20 protein-coding genes and 1 riboswitch are annotated in these 17,323 nt (G+C 64.1%); of the genes, 19 read left to right on the top strand and 1 reads right to left on the bottom strand.

Annotated features, from left to right (window positions below; translation table 11 throughout):
• The first annotated feature begins 42 nt into the window (after positions 1 to 42).
• The 8 genes from ACFFP0_RS06080 (at position 43) to ACFFP0_RS06045 (ending at position 9,818) form a co-directional block, all read left to right on the top strand.
• Complete coding sequence (locus ACFFP0_RS06080; protein ID WP_377257658.1) at positions 43 to 1,146, top strand: ABC transporter substrate-binding protein; 1,104 nt, start codon at positions 43 to 45, stop codon at positions 1,144 to 1,146.
• Positions 1,147 to 1,214: 68 nt separating this feature from the next.
• Positions 1,215 to 2,273, top strand: coding sequence for an ABC transporter ATP-binding protein (locus ACFFP0_RS06075; protein WP_377257656.1), 1,059 nt, complete (start codon positions 1,215 to 1,217; stop codon positions 2,271 to 2,273).
• Positions 2,274 to 2,376: 103 nt separating this feature from the next.
• Complete coding sequence (locus ACFFP0_RS06070; RefSeq protein WP_377257654.1) at positions 2,377 to 3,918, top strand: hydantoinase/oxoprolinase N-terminal domain-containing protein; 1,542 nt, start codon at positions 2,377 to 2,379, stop codon at positions 3,916 to 3,918.
• Positions 3,919 to 3,927: 9 nt separating this feature from the next.
• Positions 3,928 to 5,016, top strand: coding sequence for an S-methyl thiohydantoin desulfurase family protein (locus ACFFP0_RS06065; RefSeq protein WP_377257652.1), 1,089 nt, complete (start codon positions 3,928 to 3,930; stop codon positions 5,014 to 5,016).
• Positions 5,016 to 6,113 (top strand): S-methyl thiohydantoin desulfurase family protein, encoded by a 1,098-nt coding sequence (locus tag ACFFP0_RS06060; RefSeq protein ID WP_377257650.1) that lies wholly within the window; start codon positions 5,016 to 5,018, stop codon positions 6,111 to 6,113. Before ACFFP0_RS06065 ends, ACFFP0_RS06060 begins: the two co-directional genes overlap by 1 nt.
• Positions 6,114 to 6,303: 190 nt before the next feature.
• Positions 6,304 to 6,702, top strand: a complete 399-nt coding sequence (locus ACFFP0_RS06055) for a VOC family protein (protein WP_377257648.1) — start codon at positions 6,304 to 6,306, stop codon at positions 6,700 to 6,702.
• An 83-nt stretch (positions 6,703 to 6,785) separates the two neighbouring features.
• Positions 6,786 to 9,533, top strand: a complete 2,748-nt coding sequence (locus tag ACFFP0_RS06050) for a LuxR C-terminal-related transcriptional regulator (RefSeq protein WP_377257646.1) — start codon at positions 6,786 to 6,788, stop codon at positions 9,531 to 9,533.
• Between the two features lie 6 nt (positions 9,534 to 9,539).
• On the top strand, positions 9,540 to 9,818 hold the full coding sequence (locus ACFFP0_RS06045; protein ID WP_377257644.1) for a hypothetical protein: 279 nt from the start codon (positions 9,540 to 9,542) through the stop codon (positions 9,816 to 9,818).
• Between the two features lie 129 nt (positions 9,819 to 9,947).
• Here ACFFP0_RS06045 and ACFFP0_RS06040 read toward each other — a convergent pair whose 3' ends face one another.
• Complete coding sequence (locus tag ACFFP0_RS06040; protein ID WP_377257642.1) at positions 9,948 to 10,304, bottom strand: hypothetical protein; 357 nt, start codon at positions 10,302 to 10,304, stop codon at positions 9,948 to 9,950.
• A gap of 309 nt (positions 10,305 to 10,613) precedes the next feature.
• On the opposite strand from ACFFP0_RS06040, the gene msuE reads away from it, so the two are divergent.
• From msuE to ACFFP0_RS05985, 11 genes are all read left to right on the top strand, one after another.
• Positions 10,614 to 11,171 (top strand): FMN reductase, encoded by a 558-nt coding sequence (gene msuE / locus ACFFP0_RS06035; protein WP_377257640.1) that lies wholly within the window; start codon positions 10,614 to 10,616, stop codon positions 11,169 to 11,171.
• Between the two features lie 88 nt (positions 11,172 to 11,259).
• Entirely contained in the window at positions 11,260 to 11,454 is a 195-nt protein-coding gene (locus ACFFP0_RS06030) for a hypothetical protein (protein WP_377257638.1), read from the top strand.
• Positions 11,455 to 11,468: 14 nt separating this feature from the next.
• On the top strand, positions 11,469 to 11,612 hold the full coding sequence (locus ACFFP0_RS06025) for a hypothetical protein (protein WP_377257636.1): 144 nt from the start codon (positions 11,469 to 11,471) through the stop codon (positions 11,610 to 11,612).
• A 49-nt stretch (positions 11,613 to 11,661) separates the two neighbouring features.
• The gene (locus ACFFP0_RS06020) at positions 11,662 to 12,240 is read left to right on the top strand and encodes an RBBP9/YdeN family alpha/beta hydrolase (protein ID WP_377257634.1); all 579 of its coding nucleotides are present in this window, start codon (positions 11,662 to 11,664) and stop codon (positions 12,238 to 12,240) included.
• 135 nt (positions 12,241 to 12,375) lie between these two features.
• Positions 12,376 to 12,762, top strand: coding sequence for a tautomerase family protein (locus tag ACFFP0_RS06015; protein WP_377257632.1), 387 nt, complete (start codon positions 12,376 to 12,378; stop codon positions 12,760 to 12,762).
• 91 nt (positions 12,763 to 12,853) lie between these two features.
• Positions 12,854 to 12,973, top strand: a riboswitch (TPP riboswitch).
• 120 nt (positions 12,974 to 13,093) lie between these two features.
• Positions 13,094 to 14,086 carry a glycine oxidase ThiO gene (thiO, locus tag ACFFP0_RS06010; RefSeq protein ID WP_377258724.1) on the top strand — a complete coding sequence of 331 codons (993 nt, stop codon included), beginning with the start codon at positions 13,094 to 13,096 and terminating at the stop codon, positions 14,084 to 14,086.
• Positions 14,083 to 14,280, top strand: coding sequence for a sulfur carrier protein ThiS (thiS, locus tag ACFFP0_RS06005; RefSeq protein WP_377257630.1), 198 nt, complete (start codon positions 14,083 to 14,085; stop codon positions 14,278 to 14,280). The genes thiO and thiS overlap by 4 nt, the downstream gene beginning before the upstream one ends.
• Position 14,281: 1 nt before the next feature.
• On the top strand, positions 14,282 to 15,055 hold the full coding sequence (locus ACFFP0_RS06000) for a thiazole synthase (protein ID WP_377257628.1): 774 nt from the start codon (positions 14,282 to 14,284) through the stop codon (positions 15,053 to 15,055).
• Positions 15,052 to 15,663: a thiamine phosphate synthase gene (locus ACFFP0_RS05995; RefSeq protein ID WP_377257626.1), complete on the top strand. Its 612-nt coding sequence runs from the start codon at positions 15,052 to 15,054 to the stop codon at positions 15,661 to 15,663. Before ACFFP0_RS06000 ends, ACFFP0_RS05995 begins: the two co-directional genes overlap by 4 nt.
• A 121-nt stretch (positions 15,664 to 15,784) precedes the next feature.
• On the top strand, positions 15,785 to 16,576 hold the full coding sequence (locus tag ACFFP0_RS05990; protein WP_377257624.1) for a carbon-nitrogen hydrolase family protein: 792 nt from the start codon (positions 15,785 to 15,787) through the stop codon (positions 16,574 to 16,576).
• 174 nt (positions 16,577 to 16,750) lie between these two features.
• Positions 16,751 to 17,194, top strand: coding sequence for an SRPBCC family protein (locus ACFFP0_RS05985; protein WP_377257622.1), 444 nt, complete (start codon positions 16,751 to 16,753; stop codon positions 17,192 to 17,194).
• The last annotated feature ends 129 nt before the right edge of the window (positions 17,195 to 17,323 follow it).

The following is a 17,323-nucleotide window of genomic DNA, read 5'->3' as shown; positions in this document are numbered from 1 at the left end:
TCAACCACTGATCCATCCGTTCAAAAAAAGGGGAACTTGGACATGACTGACCATACGTTCGATCCAGACCGCCGAAAGCTCCTGAGACTCGGGGCGGCCGCGGCCACGCTGCCGCTCTTCAACATCAACCACGCCTTCTCGCAGGACGTGAGCTATGACGGGTCCGTATTCGATGCCGGCGGCGCGGTGCTGCGCGTGGGAGAGTGGGGCGGCCCCTGGGGCGAGCTGGTGCACAAGTACCTGCTCACCGGCTTCGCCAAGGATTTCAACTGCAAGATCGAGTATGACTCGACCTGGCCGTGGTTCCCGAAATTCGTCGCCAACGGCCCGAAGAAGCCGCCGCTCGACATCACCAACTGGAACCTGCCGGAGATGTTCAAGACGGCAAAGGCGGGCGATTTCTTCCACACGATCGGGGAGATCCTTCCCAACGTCCCGAACGGAAAGAACCTCTGGCCTTTCGCGACCTCGAACGGCGTCGGCGTCACCTGGGCCTTCAACCAGTATGTGCATGCCTACCGCACCGATCTCGTCACCCCGCCGCCCGCGGCCTTCAAGGATATGTGGAAGCCGGAATTTGCCGGCAAGCGCGGCACCTACATCACCTCCAACACGCTGCAGATGGATTTCTTCCTCGTCGCCTGCAGCCTGTTCGGCAAGGACCAGTACGACCTCGAAGCCGGCTACGAGGCGATGCGCGCCCTGATGCCCGCCAAGATCTCCGACTTCACCGGCAACATGCAGACGCTGATGGATCGCGGCGAGGTCGTCATCGCCGTCCAGAGCGACGCCGAGCCGATGCAGGCGCGCGACAAGGGGGCTCCCTTCTCCGTCATGTACTGGAAGGAACTGCAGCCGATCCTGACGCAGACCTATACGGTCAGCCGTTATGCCGAGCCGACCCAGAAAAAACTCGCATACGCGCTGCTGAACCGGGCGCTGGAACCGTCCTTCATGACCAACATGGGCAAGGAGTTCTATCTGCGCCCGACGGTCTCCAACGCCGTCCTGCCCGACAATCTCGTCAAGGCCAGCATCGTCAACAGCGCGGATGCGATCAAGAATTTCTGGCTGCCCGACTGGAACGCCTATCTCGAAAACGAAGACGAGATCGTCGAGACGGTGAACGAGATCTTCGCCGGTTGACGCCGGACGAGCCGGTGGCCGCGCCAGCGCGGCCATCACTTCCAGAAATGCCAGGGAACGGAAGGGCGATGTCGGATATCCATTTGAAAAGCCTCGTCAAGTCGTATGGCGAAAACATTGCGGTCGCAGGCATCGACCTTCACATCCGGCAGGGCGAGTTCTTCTCGCTGCTCGGCCCGTCGGGTTGCGGCAAGTCGACGACGCTGCGAATGATCGCGGGGTTCATCCGGCCCACGGCAGGCCAGATCCTGATCGGCTCGGACGACGTGACGCGGCTGCCGCCGGAAAAACGCGATATCGGCATCGTTTTCCAGAATTACGCGATCTTCCCGCATATGAACGTCGCCGACAACATCGCCTTCGGCCTGAAGCTCAGGAAGAAGAGTCGTGAGGAAATCGACACGGCGGTTGCCTTCGCGCTCCGCCAGGTCGGCCTGGTGGGCTATGAGAACCGCTATCAGCGTCAGCTTTCGGGCGGCGAGCAGCAGCGTGTCGCGCTTGCCCGCGTGCTCGTCACCGAGCCGCGCATCCTGCTTCTCGACGAGCCGCTTTCCGCGCTCGACAAGGCGCTGCGCGAGGAAATGAAATACTGGATCAAGGACCTCCAGAAGTCGCTCGGCATCACCACCGTCTATGTGACGCACGACCAGGACGAGGCGCTCACCATGTCGGACCGCATCGGCGTCATGCAGAAGGCGCGTGTCGAGCAGGTCGGCACGCCCCGGGAGATCTACGAAAGGCCGAAGACGCTTTTCGTCACGACCTTCATCGGCCAGTCCAACGTCATCGACGTCACCGTCCGGGGGCGGGAGGGCGAAAGGCTTTCCGTAGGCTTCGGCGACAGCACTGTGCTCACGCGCGCGCCGGTCTCCGACGTGCCCGTCGGGAGCGCCGCCAAGCTCATCGTCCGGCCGGAAAACGTGATCATCGGTGCGGCCGGCGCCGGTTTGTCGGCAACGGTCGTTTCCGAGACCTATCAGGGAGCGCTGGTCCGCTACCGCCTGTCCGTGGCAGGTCAGGAGATCGTCGCAGAAAGGCAGAACCAGGCCCATGTGGCGCGCTTTTCACCGGGCGAGGCGGTGGGCGTGTCCTGGGACCCGGATCGTTCCGAGGCGCTGGTGGCCTGAGGCCGCAGCCGCGGAAAAGTAGCAACGACAGGCAGGATGTCCCGTGCGGTCAGGTGTCCGCGCGCCGGCCGTCCCTTGCCCGACAGCAAGTCAGGAGAAGAGAATGCGCATAGGCATCGATGTCGGCGGCACGAATACGGATGCAGCCCTGATGGACGGACCGGCGGTCGTCGCCGCGTGCAAGAGCCCGACGACGGCCGATGTCGGCTCCGGCATCGTCGCAGTCTTGAGGAAGCTCCTCGATATGACGGGGGTCTCGGTTTCGCAGATCCAGGCGGTGATGATCGGTACGACGCATTTCACCAATGCGGTCGTCGAGCGCAAGCGCCTGCTGGAGGTGGCCGCCGTGCGGCTCGGCTTGCCCGCGACCAAGGGCCTGCCCCCCATGACCGACTGGCCGGGGGATCTCGCCGACACGCTCGGCCGCCATACCTTCATGCTGCGCGGCGGACATGAATTCGATGGCCGCAAGATTGCGCCGCTCGACGAGGCCGGGCTGATCGGCGTCGCCCGCACCATCCGCGAGAGGGGGCTGAAATCGGCCGCTGTGACCTCGGTCTTTTCGCCCGTGACGCCGGAGATGGAGTTGCGCGCCGCCGAAATCCTGAAGAACGAGGTGCCGGAGATAGCGCTGTCGCTCAGCCACGAGATCGGCCGCGTCGGTTTCCTCGAGCGTGAGAATGCCTCGATCATGAATGCGTCGCTGGCCGATCTGTCGCAGAAGGTCGTCTCGTCGTTTCGCAATGCGCTGCGGGAACTTTCGATCGGGGCTCCCTTCTACATCAGCCAGAACGACGGAACCCTGATGACGCCGGATTATGTCGAGCGCTACCCGGTGCTGACCTTCGCCTCCGGGCCGACCAATTCCATGCGCGGCGCCGCCATGCTGGCCGGCGAGAAGGAGGCGATGGTGGTCGATATCGGCGGAACGACGTCGGATGTCGGCATGCTGATGCAGGGATTCCCGCGGGAATCGGCGGTGGCGGTCGATATCGGCGGCGTGCGCACCAATTTCCGCATGCCGGACGTGCTGGCGATCGGCCTCGGCGGCGGCTCGCTGGTACGTGACGGGGGCGCGCGGATCGGCCCGGATTCGGTCGGCTACGAGATCACGTCCAGGGCGCTGGTCTTCGGCGGCGACACGCTGACCACCACGGATATCGTCGTCGCCGCCGGGCTTGAGGATATCGGCGACCGGTCCCGCGTCGCCCATATTCCGGCGAAGACCATCGAGACCGCGCTCGATACCATGCACCGCATGGTGGACGAGGCGGTCGACCGCATGAAGACGAGCGCCGATCCGCTGCCGGTCATCCTCGTCGGCGGCGGCAACATCCTCGTTTCCCGTGACCTGCCTTCCGCCTCGAAGGTCATCCGGCCGGAAAACGCCTCCGTCGCGAACGCGATCGGCGCCGCGATTGCCCAGGTCGGCGGCGAGGTGGACCGCATCTTCTCCCTTGAGGGCACGTCGCGCGAAGTCGTGCTGGCCGGGGCCAAGGCAGAAGCATCGGAGCGTGCCGCAAGGGCAGGCGCCGATCCGGCTTCGGTCAAGATCATGGACATCGAGGAAGTGCCGCTCGCCTATCTGCCGGGCAGTGCGACGCGCATTCGCGTCAAGGCCGTCGGCGACCTTGTGATCGGCTGAGGTGGAACCATGAAGCTCACGCGTGAACATCTTGCCGATCTCGCGGTCGGCGCTGCCTTTCTCGGCACCGGCGGCGGCGGCGATCCGTATGTCGGCCGCCTGATGGTCCAGCAATGCCTGGATGAAGGCTGCGAGGTCGAGCTGATCGATCCGCAGGACATAGCCGACGACTGGCTTGTCGTGCCGACGGCCATGATGGGCGCCCCGACCGTGCTGGTGGAGAAGATCCCGTCGGGGGAGGAGGCGATCGCCTCGCTTGTCCGGCTGGAGAAACGGCTGGGCCGGATGGCGCATGCGACGATGCCGATCGAGATCGGCGGCATCAATTCCACCATTCCGCTGGTCGTCGGCGCGCGCCTCGGTCTGCCGATCGTCGATGCGGATGGCATGGGCCGCGCGTTTCCGTTCCTCGAAATGGAGACGTTCGGCGTCTACGGCGTCTCGGGTTCGCCCATGGCCGTCAGCAACGAATGGGGCGACTGCGCGCTGATCGAGGCGGTCGACAACCGGCAGATGGAATGGCTGTCGCGCGCCGTTGCGATCCGCATGGGCGGCTGCGCCTACATCGCCGAATACGCGATGAGCGGCGCCGAGGTGAAGCGCACCGCCATTCCCAACACGCTGACGTTGGCGATCCGCATCGGCGAAGTGCTCCGCAAGGCGCATGACGAGCACCGCAATCCGATCGAGGCATTGCTCGGCTTCCTGCCCTCCACGCTCTATCGCTACGGGCGGGTGATCTTCTCGGGCAAGATCGTCGACGTGATGCGCGAGACCAGGGCCGGCTTCACCATGGGCAAGGCCCGCATCGAAGGCATCGGGCATTTCCGCTCCCAGATGGAGATCGAAATCCAGAACGAAAACCTGATCGCCCGGGTGGACGGCAAGGTGAAGGCCATCGTGCCCGACCTCATTTCGATCATGAACACGGAGACGGCCGAGCCGATCACCAGCGAAAACCTGCGTTACGGCCAGCGCGTGACCGTCGTCGCCGTTTCCGTGCCGGAAATCATGCGCACGCCCGAAGCCCTGAACGTCTTCGGTCCCTCCTGCTTCGGACTGAAGGAACCCTTTACCTCCATCGAGGAGATCGACTGATGCCCATCATCACGGATCAGGACATCGACGACCTGGCGGTCGGCGCGGCGCTGCTTGGTACGGGCGGCGGCGGCGATCCCTATATCGGCAAGCTTCTGGCGAAAGCCGCGATCGAGGAATATGGGCCCGTGGAACTGCTGGCCTTGGAAGACGTTCCGGATGGGGTAGCCGTCGTTGCCTGCGGCGCCATGGGGGCGCCGACCATCCTGATCGAGAAAATCCCCTCGGGGGATGAGATCGGCCTTTCGCTCGACGCCTATGAAGATCATACGGGCGGCAAGGCGGGCGCGATCATTCCGTTCGAGGCAGGCGGCATCAATTCCATGATCCCCATCGCGCTTGCCGCCCGGCGCCGCCTGCCGGTGATCGACGCCGATGGCATGGGACGCGCCTTCCCGCAGCTCGAAATGGAGACGTTCCATGTCTACGGGGTGCCGGCAAGCCCGGTTGCCATCGCCGACGAACAGGGCAATCGCGTGCTGATCGAAACGAACGACGCCGCGAAGGCGGAATGGTATGCCCGCGGCGTCACCATCCGCATGGGCGGCCAGTCCTACATCGTCAACTACGGCATGAACGGCAGGACGGCGAAGCGTGTTTCGGTTCCCGCGACCATGTCGCTTGCCATCGGCATCGGCCGCACGCTGCGCGAGGCGGCGGCCGGTCACCGCGATCCCGTTTCCGCCCTCGTCGACTTCTTCGCCGGCACGCATTACGGCCATGCGGAGGTGATCGCCTCCGGCAAGATCGTCGATGTCGCGCGCAAGGAGGAAAACGGCTGGTCTGTCGGCGTGGCGACGGTCGAGCCGTTCGATCCGGCGCGACCGACGGTGAAGATCCGCATCCAGAACGAAAATCTCATTGCCGAGGAGGACGCAGGACGGGTGCTTGCCATCGTGCCCGACCTGATCACGGTTCTCGACCTCGATACTGCCGAGGCGATCACCACCGAGAGACTGCGCTATGGCCAGCGGGTCAATGTGCTTGCCGTTCGCGTGCCGCCGATCATGCGCACGCCCGAGGCCCTTGCCGTGTTCGGCCCCGCCGCGTTCGGACTGAAACAGCCCTACAGCCCCCTGGGTCATGGCGACGATTGAACGTTCGGCCCGCCATGGATCGTCGCTGCGGCCCGGTTCTTCGCCGCGGACGATCCGGTTTGCGGGTTGAAGGCTTGACGGGTGCGCCGGCCGGAGCGCTGATAGGGAGCCGGGGTGGCTGCATCCTCAGGCGCAACTTCGGCCCGGATACGGTTGCGTCGACGGCCTTGAACGTCACGAAAGAAATTCGATGCGTTTTATCAATCCGATCCCTTTCGTCCGCGACATCAACCGCTCCAAGGAGTTCTACCGGAAGAGGCTCGGCCTCAGGATATTGGAGGATTTCGGAAATTTCGTCCTCTTCGAGACCGGCTTTGCGATCCACGAAGGAACATCGCTTGAACAGACGGTCTGGGGGAAGGCATCGGCTGGCGAGGAACCCTATGGGCGAAGAAACCTGCTGCTGTATTTCGAACACGAGGATGTCGAGGCCGCTTTCGAAAACATTGCACCACATGTCGAGCTGATACATCCTGTCGAACGGCAGGCATGGGGACAGCGGGTATTCCGTTTTTATGACCCGGACAGGCATGCGGTGGAGATCGGGGAACCGCAAAATCCTGGACCTGCGGGCAATTCGCATGGATGATCCTCGTTTCTGGCGGTCATGATGGGGACCGGCTTCGGGTTCGCCTGTGAAGCCGGTTTCCCTTACTCGATGAGGAATGCGCGATGGCAGACCGGTCCTTGCCGGAAAAAGGGGCTCATACGGCGGAAGCGGACGGAAGGGCGAGGATGAGGCTCAGGTTCCGCCCGCCGCGCATGTTGTTCAGCGGCATAGAGCGGCCCTATCTCCTGTCGAGGCTGGCGGAAGGTCTTGCCCGTCAGACCGTCGTCCTGCACGTGCCCCCCGGTTTCGGCAAGACCGCCCTGATGAAGGCCGCCTGCGAGAAGCTCGCCCTGGGCGAGCTGCCGCTGCCCGGACCCGCCGAAATCCGGGTCGAGCGATGCTGCTGGCTCACCATTGCGCCGGGCACGTCGCCGGAACGCTTCGTTGCCGATCTGCGTGAAGTGCTCGGCCTGCGGGACGACATTCCGGCAACGACGCTGACGGATATCCTGGAGGCGGCGGGCCGGGGCGACGGCGTCACGGTTCTTTTTCTCGATGGCATCGACGAGATCGATCTGGCCGGTCAGCCGCGCCTGCTCGAGGAGCTGGCGCTGGAAGCGCCGGATAATCTGCGTATCGCCTGCAGCTCCTTCCGCCGGCCGCATCTGCCGCTGGCGCGGCTCAAGGCGCGGGGAGTCCTGACCGGTGTCACGGCGGGCGAGCTCGCCTTCGGGCGCTCGGAAATGCGCCGGCTGCTGTCGCGTTCCGCGACGGCGGCCCTGATCGACCCGCTGATGCGGATCACCCGTGGCTGGCCGGCTCTTGCCCAGCTCGCCGCCGGGATCGTTTCCACGAGCCAGTCGGAAGAGGAGCGCGAGAGGTTGCTGGCCGGCCGTCACGCGGATCTGGCCGGCTTCGTACGGGAGGCGGTCATCCGGCGGTTTTCCGCCCCCCTGCTCGATATGCTGCGGAGGACCGCGATCTTCGAGGATTTCTGCCCGGAGCTGGCGGTCGATCTCGGTTGCGAGCCGCTCGAATCCGGGGATGTCCTGTTGCTCGACGATCTGCGGCCGGTGGTCGACCGGCAGGCGGCAGGCTGGTTTGCGCTGCATCCGGTATTGCGCGCCTGCCTTCTCGATGACGCGCGGCACGATCTGGACAGGCTCGAAAAGGCGCTGCATACGCGCGCGGCCGCCTGGTTCGCCGGGCATGGCCTGCTTGAGCGTGCGGTGTCGCATGCCGCCCGCGGCGGGGATTTCCGCATGGCGGAGGAGATCATCGGCCGCGCCGGCGGCGTCGACATATTCCTGCGCGCCGGCCACAAGGTGCTGGAACACCTGATCGACAATTTTCCGCCGGAGGTTCTGCATGCGTCTCCGGGCTTGACCGTCTGTTATGCCGTGGTCCTGTCCAAACGCGGCAATGCCGCCGCGGGGCGCGAACGCCTCGAACTTCTCAAGGCGGAAGGCGAATGGACCGAAACGGCGTTGGCGGCGGTCGATCGCGGCGTGCTCGATCATATCGACAGCCTGATCGACGTCTATGAGGACAAGCGGATGGCGTCCGGTCAGGCGGAGCGGCTGGAAAGGGTCGCTGCCTCGCTTCCTCCGCACGCCACCTGGGAACTCGCCTGGATTCACAATCACTTATGCATCCTCTACACGCGCTCCGGCGATCTCGAGGCGGCCCGGCTCTCGGCGCTGAAGGCCCTGGGTTATTACCGGGAGGAGCGCACGGCCTATGCCCAGGTCTTCATGCTTGTGCATCTCGGGCTGGTGGGCATGCTGGCGGGGCAGTTTTCCGCCGCCCTGCAGTTCTGCCGGGAGGCGGAGGACCTGGTGGAAAGATCCCACTGGACGGATCGCAACCTCATGGCGATCGCCCGGCTCGCCACCGCCGATATACTCTATCTCCAGGGTGAGGTGCCGCTGGTCGAGCAGATGCTGGGCGAGTCCGTCGAGCCGCTGGTGCGCGGCGAAAGCTGGGTCGACCTGTTCACGCGATTGTTCTGGCTGCTGGCCCGCAGCCGCCTGCAGGTGAGCGGTTTCGATACCGCCGCGGCAGCCATCGACAAGGCCGAGGAGGTCGCCGCGGAAAGAGCCCTGCCGCGTCTGAAGATAGCCGCCGGCATCATGCGGGTCGATCTTCTGGTCCGGGCGGGCATGATCGAATCGGCCGCGCAGGCGCATGAGCGCATTCCCGCCCTGAGGGAGGGGGCCGCACCCGACCAATGGACCTGGCGCGAGGCCTGCGATTTCGACATCGCATCGGCGCGGCTGGCGCTTGCCCAGGGGCAGGCGCTGAAGGCCCTCAACGCGCTCGAGGATCTCGTCTCGTCCTGCAAATCGTCGAACCGCGGTTATCACCGGCTGATCGGCGAAATCATGGCCGTCCGCGCCGCATGGAAGGCGGGACGCCAGCAGCAGGCGCTCGCCTATCTGCAGTCGGCCATCGCGCTTGCCCGCGCGCACGAGGCCACGCAGCTCTTCCTCGACGAAGGGCAGGAATTCGCAACGACCCTCCGCGCCATCGTGCGCCGCTTCGGCCTCAAGGCCTTCAGCGTCGACGCCGTGGAATTCATGAGCCGGATCGTCGGCCACGGTTTCGGCCGCCAGTCGAGGGTTTCCGTCGCGGCCCGCGATGCCGAAAGCGGGCAACCGGCATCGAAAGGGCTTCTCAGCAGCCGCGAGACCACCGTTCTCAAACTGCTTACCGAAGGCCGCAGCAACAAGGAAATGGCCCGGACGCTCGGCCTTTCGGAAGCGACCGTCAAATTTCACCTGAAAAACATCTATGCGAAACTCGGCGTCGGCCGGCGCGGCATGGCTGTTTCGGTGGGGCGTCACCTCAATCTCACGACTTCCGACTGAGCTATCTTGACGAACCTTCCCGGCCCGGCGACGAAGACGGTCGAATATCACGAGCAGTCGGGGCGTGCGATGGTCTGGTGGACCTCGGCCGCGTCGGGAGCCTTCCAGATCGTCCAGCGCCGCCAGTCGGGCTGGGTCAACTGGGGAACCAACGACGAGAACGAACGCCCCGAACTTCCGGTCGGGGTGGATATCAAGACGGCCTATGGCCGGTTCGCCGATCGCTGGACGGCGACAGCCGACCAGCTGGAGACGCCTCCGACCATCGCGGTTTCGCAGATATGATGATGGCCCGCCGGATCAGTTCGCCTGACGGGCGGCCCTGATCTCCATCAGCTTCGCGGTGCAGGCCGGTGAAGCTGATGGATGCATTTCTCAAGCGGCCATGATTATCCAGGACGGGATTGCCGTCGGTCAGGTCAGGGCTTGCCGGCAAGCCTGTCCACGAGCGATGCGGCTTCGCCGGCAACCCGCCGTATCCCGGTCCACCATCGCGAATCCGGCCATGTCGGGGTGTTCCGCAATAGCCCGGGTGAAGGGAGTGCCCTCCATGACGGAGCGTTGCGCGGCCCCGTGGAGCATGTGATGCGCCCTGTGCCGGCCGATCCGGCCGGAAATCTGCATCATCGCCGCCTCCGAGACGATCAGGCCGTTGGTGATCTCCGGATCGCGCCGGCCCAGATGATCGCAAGGCTGCACCGCTCGGAACTTGTCTTCAAACAAAAAAGAAGGGCCATCGGAGACCGAGGCCCTTATAGGTGTGAAGGTCAAAAACCTCCAGAGGGGAACAGCTGCTGCGATGGTACTGGGAGGAGGACCATAAGATGCATCAGCCACGTGCATAATGATCATATTTTGATCATCCGGTAAACAATTTTTGTGCAGTGCAGCTATGCAGAAATGAGGGCAGTCGCCGGGCCGGTCTGCGGTGGTGCTTGATAATCCCACGGAGACGAGCGGGAAAGAAACGGATTTCCTGCTTTGGACATGAAGAAAAACGGCCATTCCTTTTAGTCCATCAATTTTATAGACAATAATGCCGTTCCATGGACCTGTTCGAAATGCGAAAGGAATGGAGCGGTGACATTCAAACTGGTGGGCATAGCCGGCAGCTTCAGCCGTCCATCGAAAACACATGCGCTGGTGCGCGCCGTCGCCGATCTGGCGGCCAGCGAGTACGGCCTTGCGAGCGCGGTCTATGACCTGCACGATGTCGGCCGGTCGCTCGGAACTGCCCAATGGCGGAAGGATCTGGACGCCCAGGCTCTCCGGATCATCGACGAGATCGTCGCGGCCGATGCCGTCGTTATCGGCTCGCCGACATACAAGGGTTCCTATCCGGGCCTCTTCAAGCATCTGATCGACCTTATCGATCCTCACGAGCTGCGGGCAAAGCCCATCCTGATCACCGCGACGGGCGGCGGGGACCGGCATGCCTTGATGGTTGAACACCAGTTGCGGCCGCTCTTCGGTTTCTTCATGGCTCATACGCTGCCGACGGCGGTCTACGCCTCGGACCGCGATTTCACGGACTACAGGGTTTCGTCCGAACCGCTTTCCCAGCGGATCGCCGCCGCCGTCGGCGAGCTCGCGACATTCGTGCCGTCCCGGCGTCATGCGCTGGCCGCGGCGGAATAGTCTGCGGGACCTCCGCTGAGCAACGCATGTCGCAGTTCGTCCGGCCGGTCATCCGCAAGCATCGACTTCGCAAAAAATGGAGGCTCGCATGAAACTGGATTTCTTACGGAGCATCGTCAAGGCGGTCGGTTACAGCGCCCCGGGCGCACGAGATCAGCAGTCTGGAACATCGCCGACGCCCGTCGGGCAAAAGGCGCGTGCCGGTGACGAAGACGAATACCGTTACGGACGCGACTACGAGCTCTTTTACTGGATGCCCGGGCAAGGTCCCTGGTATTATTAAAGGAGGGTCCGGGCATGGCGCTTGCTTTCGATCTTCGGCGACCCGCCGGCACATCGCCTCTGGGCAAGGTGCTGCCCTATCTGCGCTCCGGCACAGACATCTGCCTGATCGCGTCGTCCTTCGTCTTCCTGTTCGCCGTTATCTTCGGGGTGTTCTGATGCAAAGGCGCGTGGGCTGCGTCGCGCAACCGGCAGCGTGCAGGTTTGCATGAGCCAGATTCTCATCCTCCCCGGACTGTTCGGATCAGGCGAAGGACATTGGCAGCAGCACTGGCTGCGGGACCATGCCGAGGCGCGCCTCGTCCACCAGGACGATTGGGATCGGCCCGATCTTCCCGCCTGGATGGCGAAGCTTGAGGCGGCGCTGGAAGAGGCGGGAGAGGCCTATCTCGTCGCGCACAGTCTCGGGTGCCTGCTTGCCGCCAATCTGGCCGACCGTCCCGTCGCTCGCAAGGTCCGCGGCGCCTTGCTGGTCGCGCCCTGTGACCTGTGGACGACCGATCCCCTCCATCCGGGACAGATCTCGTTCGGTACGATGCCGACACGCAGGCTGCCTTTTCAGAGCATGGTGGTCGGCAGCCTGAACGACGTCTACATGACCATCGACCGTCTCAACATGTTCGGCCGGCTGTGGCATTCCGAGGTCAGGAATATCGGCCTCGCAGGCCATATCAACATCGCAAGCGGCTTCGGCCGATGGCCGAGCGGTTATGCGCTGCTGGAAAAGATGAAGGCCCGTGCGCGCCACCTGAGGCCCCGGCGTTCCTCCGTGGCCACGGTGGCCTGAAGGAACCGCCGGCGTGCCTGATCATCGTGAACAGCGGTCAAAGTTCCTTCCGCAGGCCGAGCCGGTTTCAGAAGACATGCATCCCGAAAACGTGGCGGATTGCCGGCAACACTGCAATACATGGAGAACGAACAGATGCCTGCCACGCGAATAGAAACCAGGCGCGGCTGGATCGGAACTCGCCGCCCTGACGTTATCGAGGCAGTCCAGCGCGCGCTGCTGACCGGACTGAAACTGCCCGAGGACGATCGCTGCGTCCGTCTTCTGGAATACGACCATGATGCGATGATCGTTCCTTCCGGAAGGGGAGCCTCTTACACGGTTGTCGAGATAACCCTGTTTTCAGGACGCACCCTCGAGGCCAAGCGGCGCTTATATGCTGCACTCGTTGAAGAGCTCTCGGTTTTTGGCGTGCCTGCGGATGACATCAAAACCGTTCTTGTCGAGGTTCGGCCGGAGAATTGGGGCCTGCGGGGTTCACCTGCAAGTGAACTCGATCTTGGCTACAGGATAGATGTCTGAGGCCGGAGGCGCATCGGGACATCTTCCGGCACTCGACCGAGGATGAACGCCGTGCCCTTGACGGCGATCGGACATCGGCCATAGTGTGTCACCAAATCACCAGGGGAGTCCCGTCAAGGGGCTGAGATATTGCTGAGCGATCTCGCGGCGCAGTGACCCGTTGAACCTGATCCAGTTCACACTGGCGTAGGGACGGTGCAAGTGCCGACGAGTCGCGAATTTTCGCCTGATCCGCGCCGGCGTGCTTTCAGCGTCCCCTGCTTGAGGACTGGGTCTCCAATGTCAGTTGGAGCTCGCCATGCATGTCACCGACAGGCCGCAATCGTCAGGGATGCGCATTCTCGTCAGGGGGGCAGGCGTCGCCGGCCTTGCGGTGGCGCGGGAGCTTGTTGCGCGCGGCTGCGCCGTGGAGATCGCGGAAAGAGGAGCATCGGTCGGAGCCGGCGCCTCATGGCTGGCCGGCGGAATGCTGGCGCCCTGGTGCGAGATGGAAAGCGCGGATGCGCGGGTCTTGTCGGAAGGCTTGAGCGCGGCCGACTGGTGGGATGCGGCGACGCCCGGCCAGGTCGTGCGCAAGGGTACGCTGGTCGTGGCGCCGCAGCGCGACATGGCCGAGCTTGCCCGTTTCGCATCCCGTACCTCGGGATACGAGTGGCTGGACGAAGAGGCCATCGCCGGGCTTGAGCCCGCGCTTGCCGGGCGTTTCCGCAAGGGACTCCATTTCCGCGAGGAGGCTCATCTCGATCCCCGGCAGGCGCTTCAGGCGCTTTACCGGTCGCTTGAGGCCGAAGGTGTCCGCTTCCGTTTCGGTGCCCCGGGCGATCTTTCGGGCCGCGGTTATGATCGGGTGATCGATTGCACCGGCTCGGCTGCGATCGGGCAGGTTGGTGCGCTGCGGGGTGTCCGCGGCGAGATGCTCTACCTGCGGACCGAAGAGATTGCCCTGTCGCGCCCGGTCCGGCTGCTGCATCCGCGTCATCCGGTCTATATCGTGCCACGCGGCGATGCCCGCTTCATGGTCGGTGCGACCATGATCGAGAGCGAGGCGGATGGGCCGCCCAGCGCGCGTTCCCTGATGGAACTGTTGAATGCGGCCTATGCGCTGCATCCGGCCTTCGGGGAAGCCCAGGTCGTCGAAACCGGCGCCGGGGTTCGCCCCGCCTTTGCCGACAATTTCCCGCGCCTGCTCGACATCGGGCAGACGCTCCACGTCAACGGCCTCTACCGTCATGGTTTCCTGCTGGCGCCGGCGATGGCGCGGCAGGTCGCCGATGGATTGGCCACACCCCGCATGACACAAGCACTGACAGGAGCAATGTTATGAGACTGATCGTCAATGGCGAAGATCACGAACTCGAAGCCTTGACCCTCACCGACGCCATGGCCCTGCTCGAATATGAAGGCGGCTGGCTGGCGACGGCGGTGAACGGCGAGCTCGTTCACCGCGAGGACCGGAGCGATTGCCGTCTTGTCGAGGGCGACCGGATCGAAATCCTCGCCCCGAAGCAGGGAGGCTGAAATGATCTCGTTTTATGGAACCGAAAGCGCTTCCCGGCTTCTGCTCGGCACGGCGCGATATCCTTCGCCGGCCGTTCTGGAGGAGGCGGTGCGGCGATCCGGCACCGGGATCGTCACCGTTTCGCTCAGACGCGAGACAGCCGGCGGCAAGGCGGGCGGGGCGTTTTTCGAGATGATCCGGGCGCTGGGCGTGCGGGTGCTGCCCAACACCGCCGGGTGCCACTCCGTCTCCGAGGCGGTGCTGACCGCGAAAATGGCGCGGGAGCTCTTCGGCACCGACTGGATCAAGCTGGAAGTGATCGGCCACCACGACACGCTGCAGCCGGACGTCTTCGCCCTGGTGGAAGCGGCGCGAATCCTGGCGGGCGAGGGCTTCAAGGTGTTTCCCTATACCACCGACGACCTCGTCGTCGCCGAGCGTCTGCTCGAGGCCGGCTGCAAGGTGCTGATGCCGTGGTGCGCGCCGATCGGCTCGGCCATGGGACCCGTCAACATGATGGCCCTGAAATCCATGCGCGCGCACTTTCCCGACGTGCCTCTGATCGTCGATGCGGGCATTGGCCGTCCGTCGCATGCGGCCATGGTCATGGAACTCGGCTACGACGCCGTGCTGCTCAACACGGCGGTTGCCGGGGCAGGGGAGCCGGCCCTGATGGCCGAGGCCTTCGCGCGCGCCATCGACGCCGGCCGCAGCGCCTATCTCGCAGGCCCGATCGAACCCCGCGACATGGCCGTTCCCTCGACCCCCGTCGTCGGCAAGGCGGTCTTCGCATGAAGCTCGATCCTTTCTATCTGATCGTCGACAGTTCCGACTGGATCGAAAGGCTGGTGCCGCTTGGCGTCAGGCTGGTGCAGCTGCGCATCAAGGAGCGGCCGGAGGAGGAGCTTCGTGCCGAAATTCTCCGGGCGAAGTCGATCTGCGCGCGATACGGTTCCCAGCTCGTCGTCAACGATTACTGGCGGCTGGCGATCGAGGAAGGTTGCGATTTCATCCATCTGGGGCAGGAGGACCTCGCGGCGGCCGATCTGCCGGCCATCAAGGCCGCGGGTTTGAAGCTCGGCGTTTCCACCCATGACGAAGCCGAGCTTCAGGCCGCGCTCGCCGCCGAACCGGACTACGTGGCGCTCGGTCCCGTATATCCCACCGTTCTCAAGCAGATGAAATGGGCGCCGCAGGGATTGCAGCGGATAACCGGCTGGAAGAAGCGCGTCGCGCCGCTTCCGCTGGTGGCCATCGGCGGGCTGACTGTCGAGAGGCTGCGGGGCGTGTTCGACGCGGGCGCCGACAGCGCCGCCGTCGTCACCGACATCACCCGGAATGTTGACCCGGAAGCACGAACGCGCGAATGGATGGAAGAAACGGCGTCATTGCGGGCCAAATGACCCGCAATGGTTGCATGACTTGCTTCGACGCGCTTGAGTAGATACCTGCTGCGAAACCGGTTGCGACGCATATGGAGGCGCTGGATCATGCGACGGCCGGTCGCCGCTTGTGGAGGAAGACATGCCGACGATATGTGCTGTGGAATGGCCCGACGGACTGCTGCCGGAAAGTGACATGTGGCGGCGGATCAGGGATGAGGTCGATGGAATTCGACCGGACATCATCGTCACCAACGAGATGCCGTTCGGAGCCTGGCTTCCGAAGCAGGCGGATTTCGACGGCGACGCCGCACGCCAATGGGTGAACCTCCACGAGCGTGCTCTTGACGCGCTGCGGGATCTGGCGCCGGCAGCCGTCATATCGTCGCGCCCGGTGCTTGCCGGCGACCGGCTGGCGAACGAGGCTTTCGCCCTGGAGGGAGGCCGCTACGAGATCCTGCACCACAAGCAGCTTTTCCCGGCGGAGGAAGGCTGGGAGGAGGAGGCCTGGTTCGCTCCCGCCATATCCGGCTTTGCGACGAAAAAGATCGGCGGCGTAGAGACCGGCATCCTGCTTTGCACGGAGCTTATGTTCAACGAGAAGGCCCGCCACCTGGGGCGCTCCGGCGCTCAGTTGATCGCCGTTCCACGGGCGGCGGGCATGAACCGGTTTTCCTGGCAGACCGCCGGTTCGATGGCCGCGATCGTCTCCGGCGCCTATGTCGTGAGCTCGAACCGCGTCGGAAATGCCGCAGGCGGCCCACCGATGTTTGGGGGAGGTGGCTTTACCATCGATCCTTCCGGCAAGGTGATCGGCAGCACCGCAAGCGATCGGCCGATCATCACCATCGAGGTCGATCTGGCCGGAGTCGATACGGCCAAGCATGAATATCCGGTCTATGTGGATGAGCGACATATCCGCGAGGAGCGATGAACCATCGCCGGTCGCGCCAGGGATATGATTTTTTCGCTGGCGGCTCATGTCCGTCGACGGGGGTGAGCGCTACATCTGCGAAATTCGCCTGAAAAAGATCGATCTCGTGTCGGATCGGCGAAGTCTGGTTCGTCCTAGGCCTGTCCACTCCGTCAATTCAAGAGGATCACGACCATGCCGAACACCATACGCCTGCACCGCGTTCTCGCATCCAGCCCGGAGAAGGTCTATCGCGCGTTCATCGAGGCGGACGCGCTCGCCAAATGGCTGCCTCCGAACGGCTTTGCCTGCACCGTGCACCACCTGGAACCAGCCGTCGGCGGCAAGTTCAGGATGTCCTTCCGCAACTTCACAACGGGCGAAAGCCACACCTTCGGCGGTGAATATGTCGAGCTCGTCCCGGGTGAGCGCCTGCGCTATACGGACAAGTTCGATGACCCCAACCTGCCTGGCGAGATGGAAGTCACCGTCACGCTGAAAAAGGTCCCGGTCGGGACCGAGGTGGATATAACGCAGGCGGGTGTGCCGGACGTCATTCCGCCCGAAGCCTGCTATCTTGGCTGGCAGGAGTCGCTGCGAAACCTTGCGAGGCTGGTCGAGCCGGAGATCAACCAATAGCGCTTCCGGGCTGTAAACATGGCGAAAGCTCCGTCGCCGCGTTGCCACCGTCGGCGGGCACGCCGCATGCGGTGCCGGACCAACAGCCTCAAAAATTCAACGGCGGCTCCGGCGGCGCGCTGACGGAGC

The organism is Neorhizobium puerariae, assembly GCF_042429745.1.
GTDB lineage: Bacteria > Pseudomonadota > Alphaproteobacteria > Rhizobiales > Rhizobiaceae > Neorhizobium > Neorhizobium puerariae.
The sequence above is the reverse complement of the archived record's forward strand: the minus strand, read 5'-3'. Positions and strand labels throughout refer to the sequence as shown.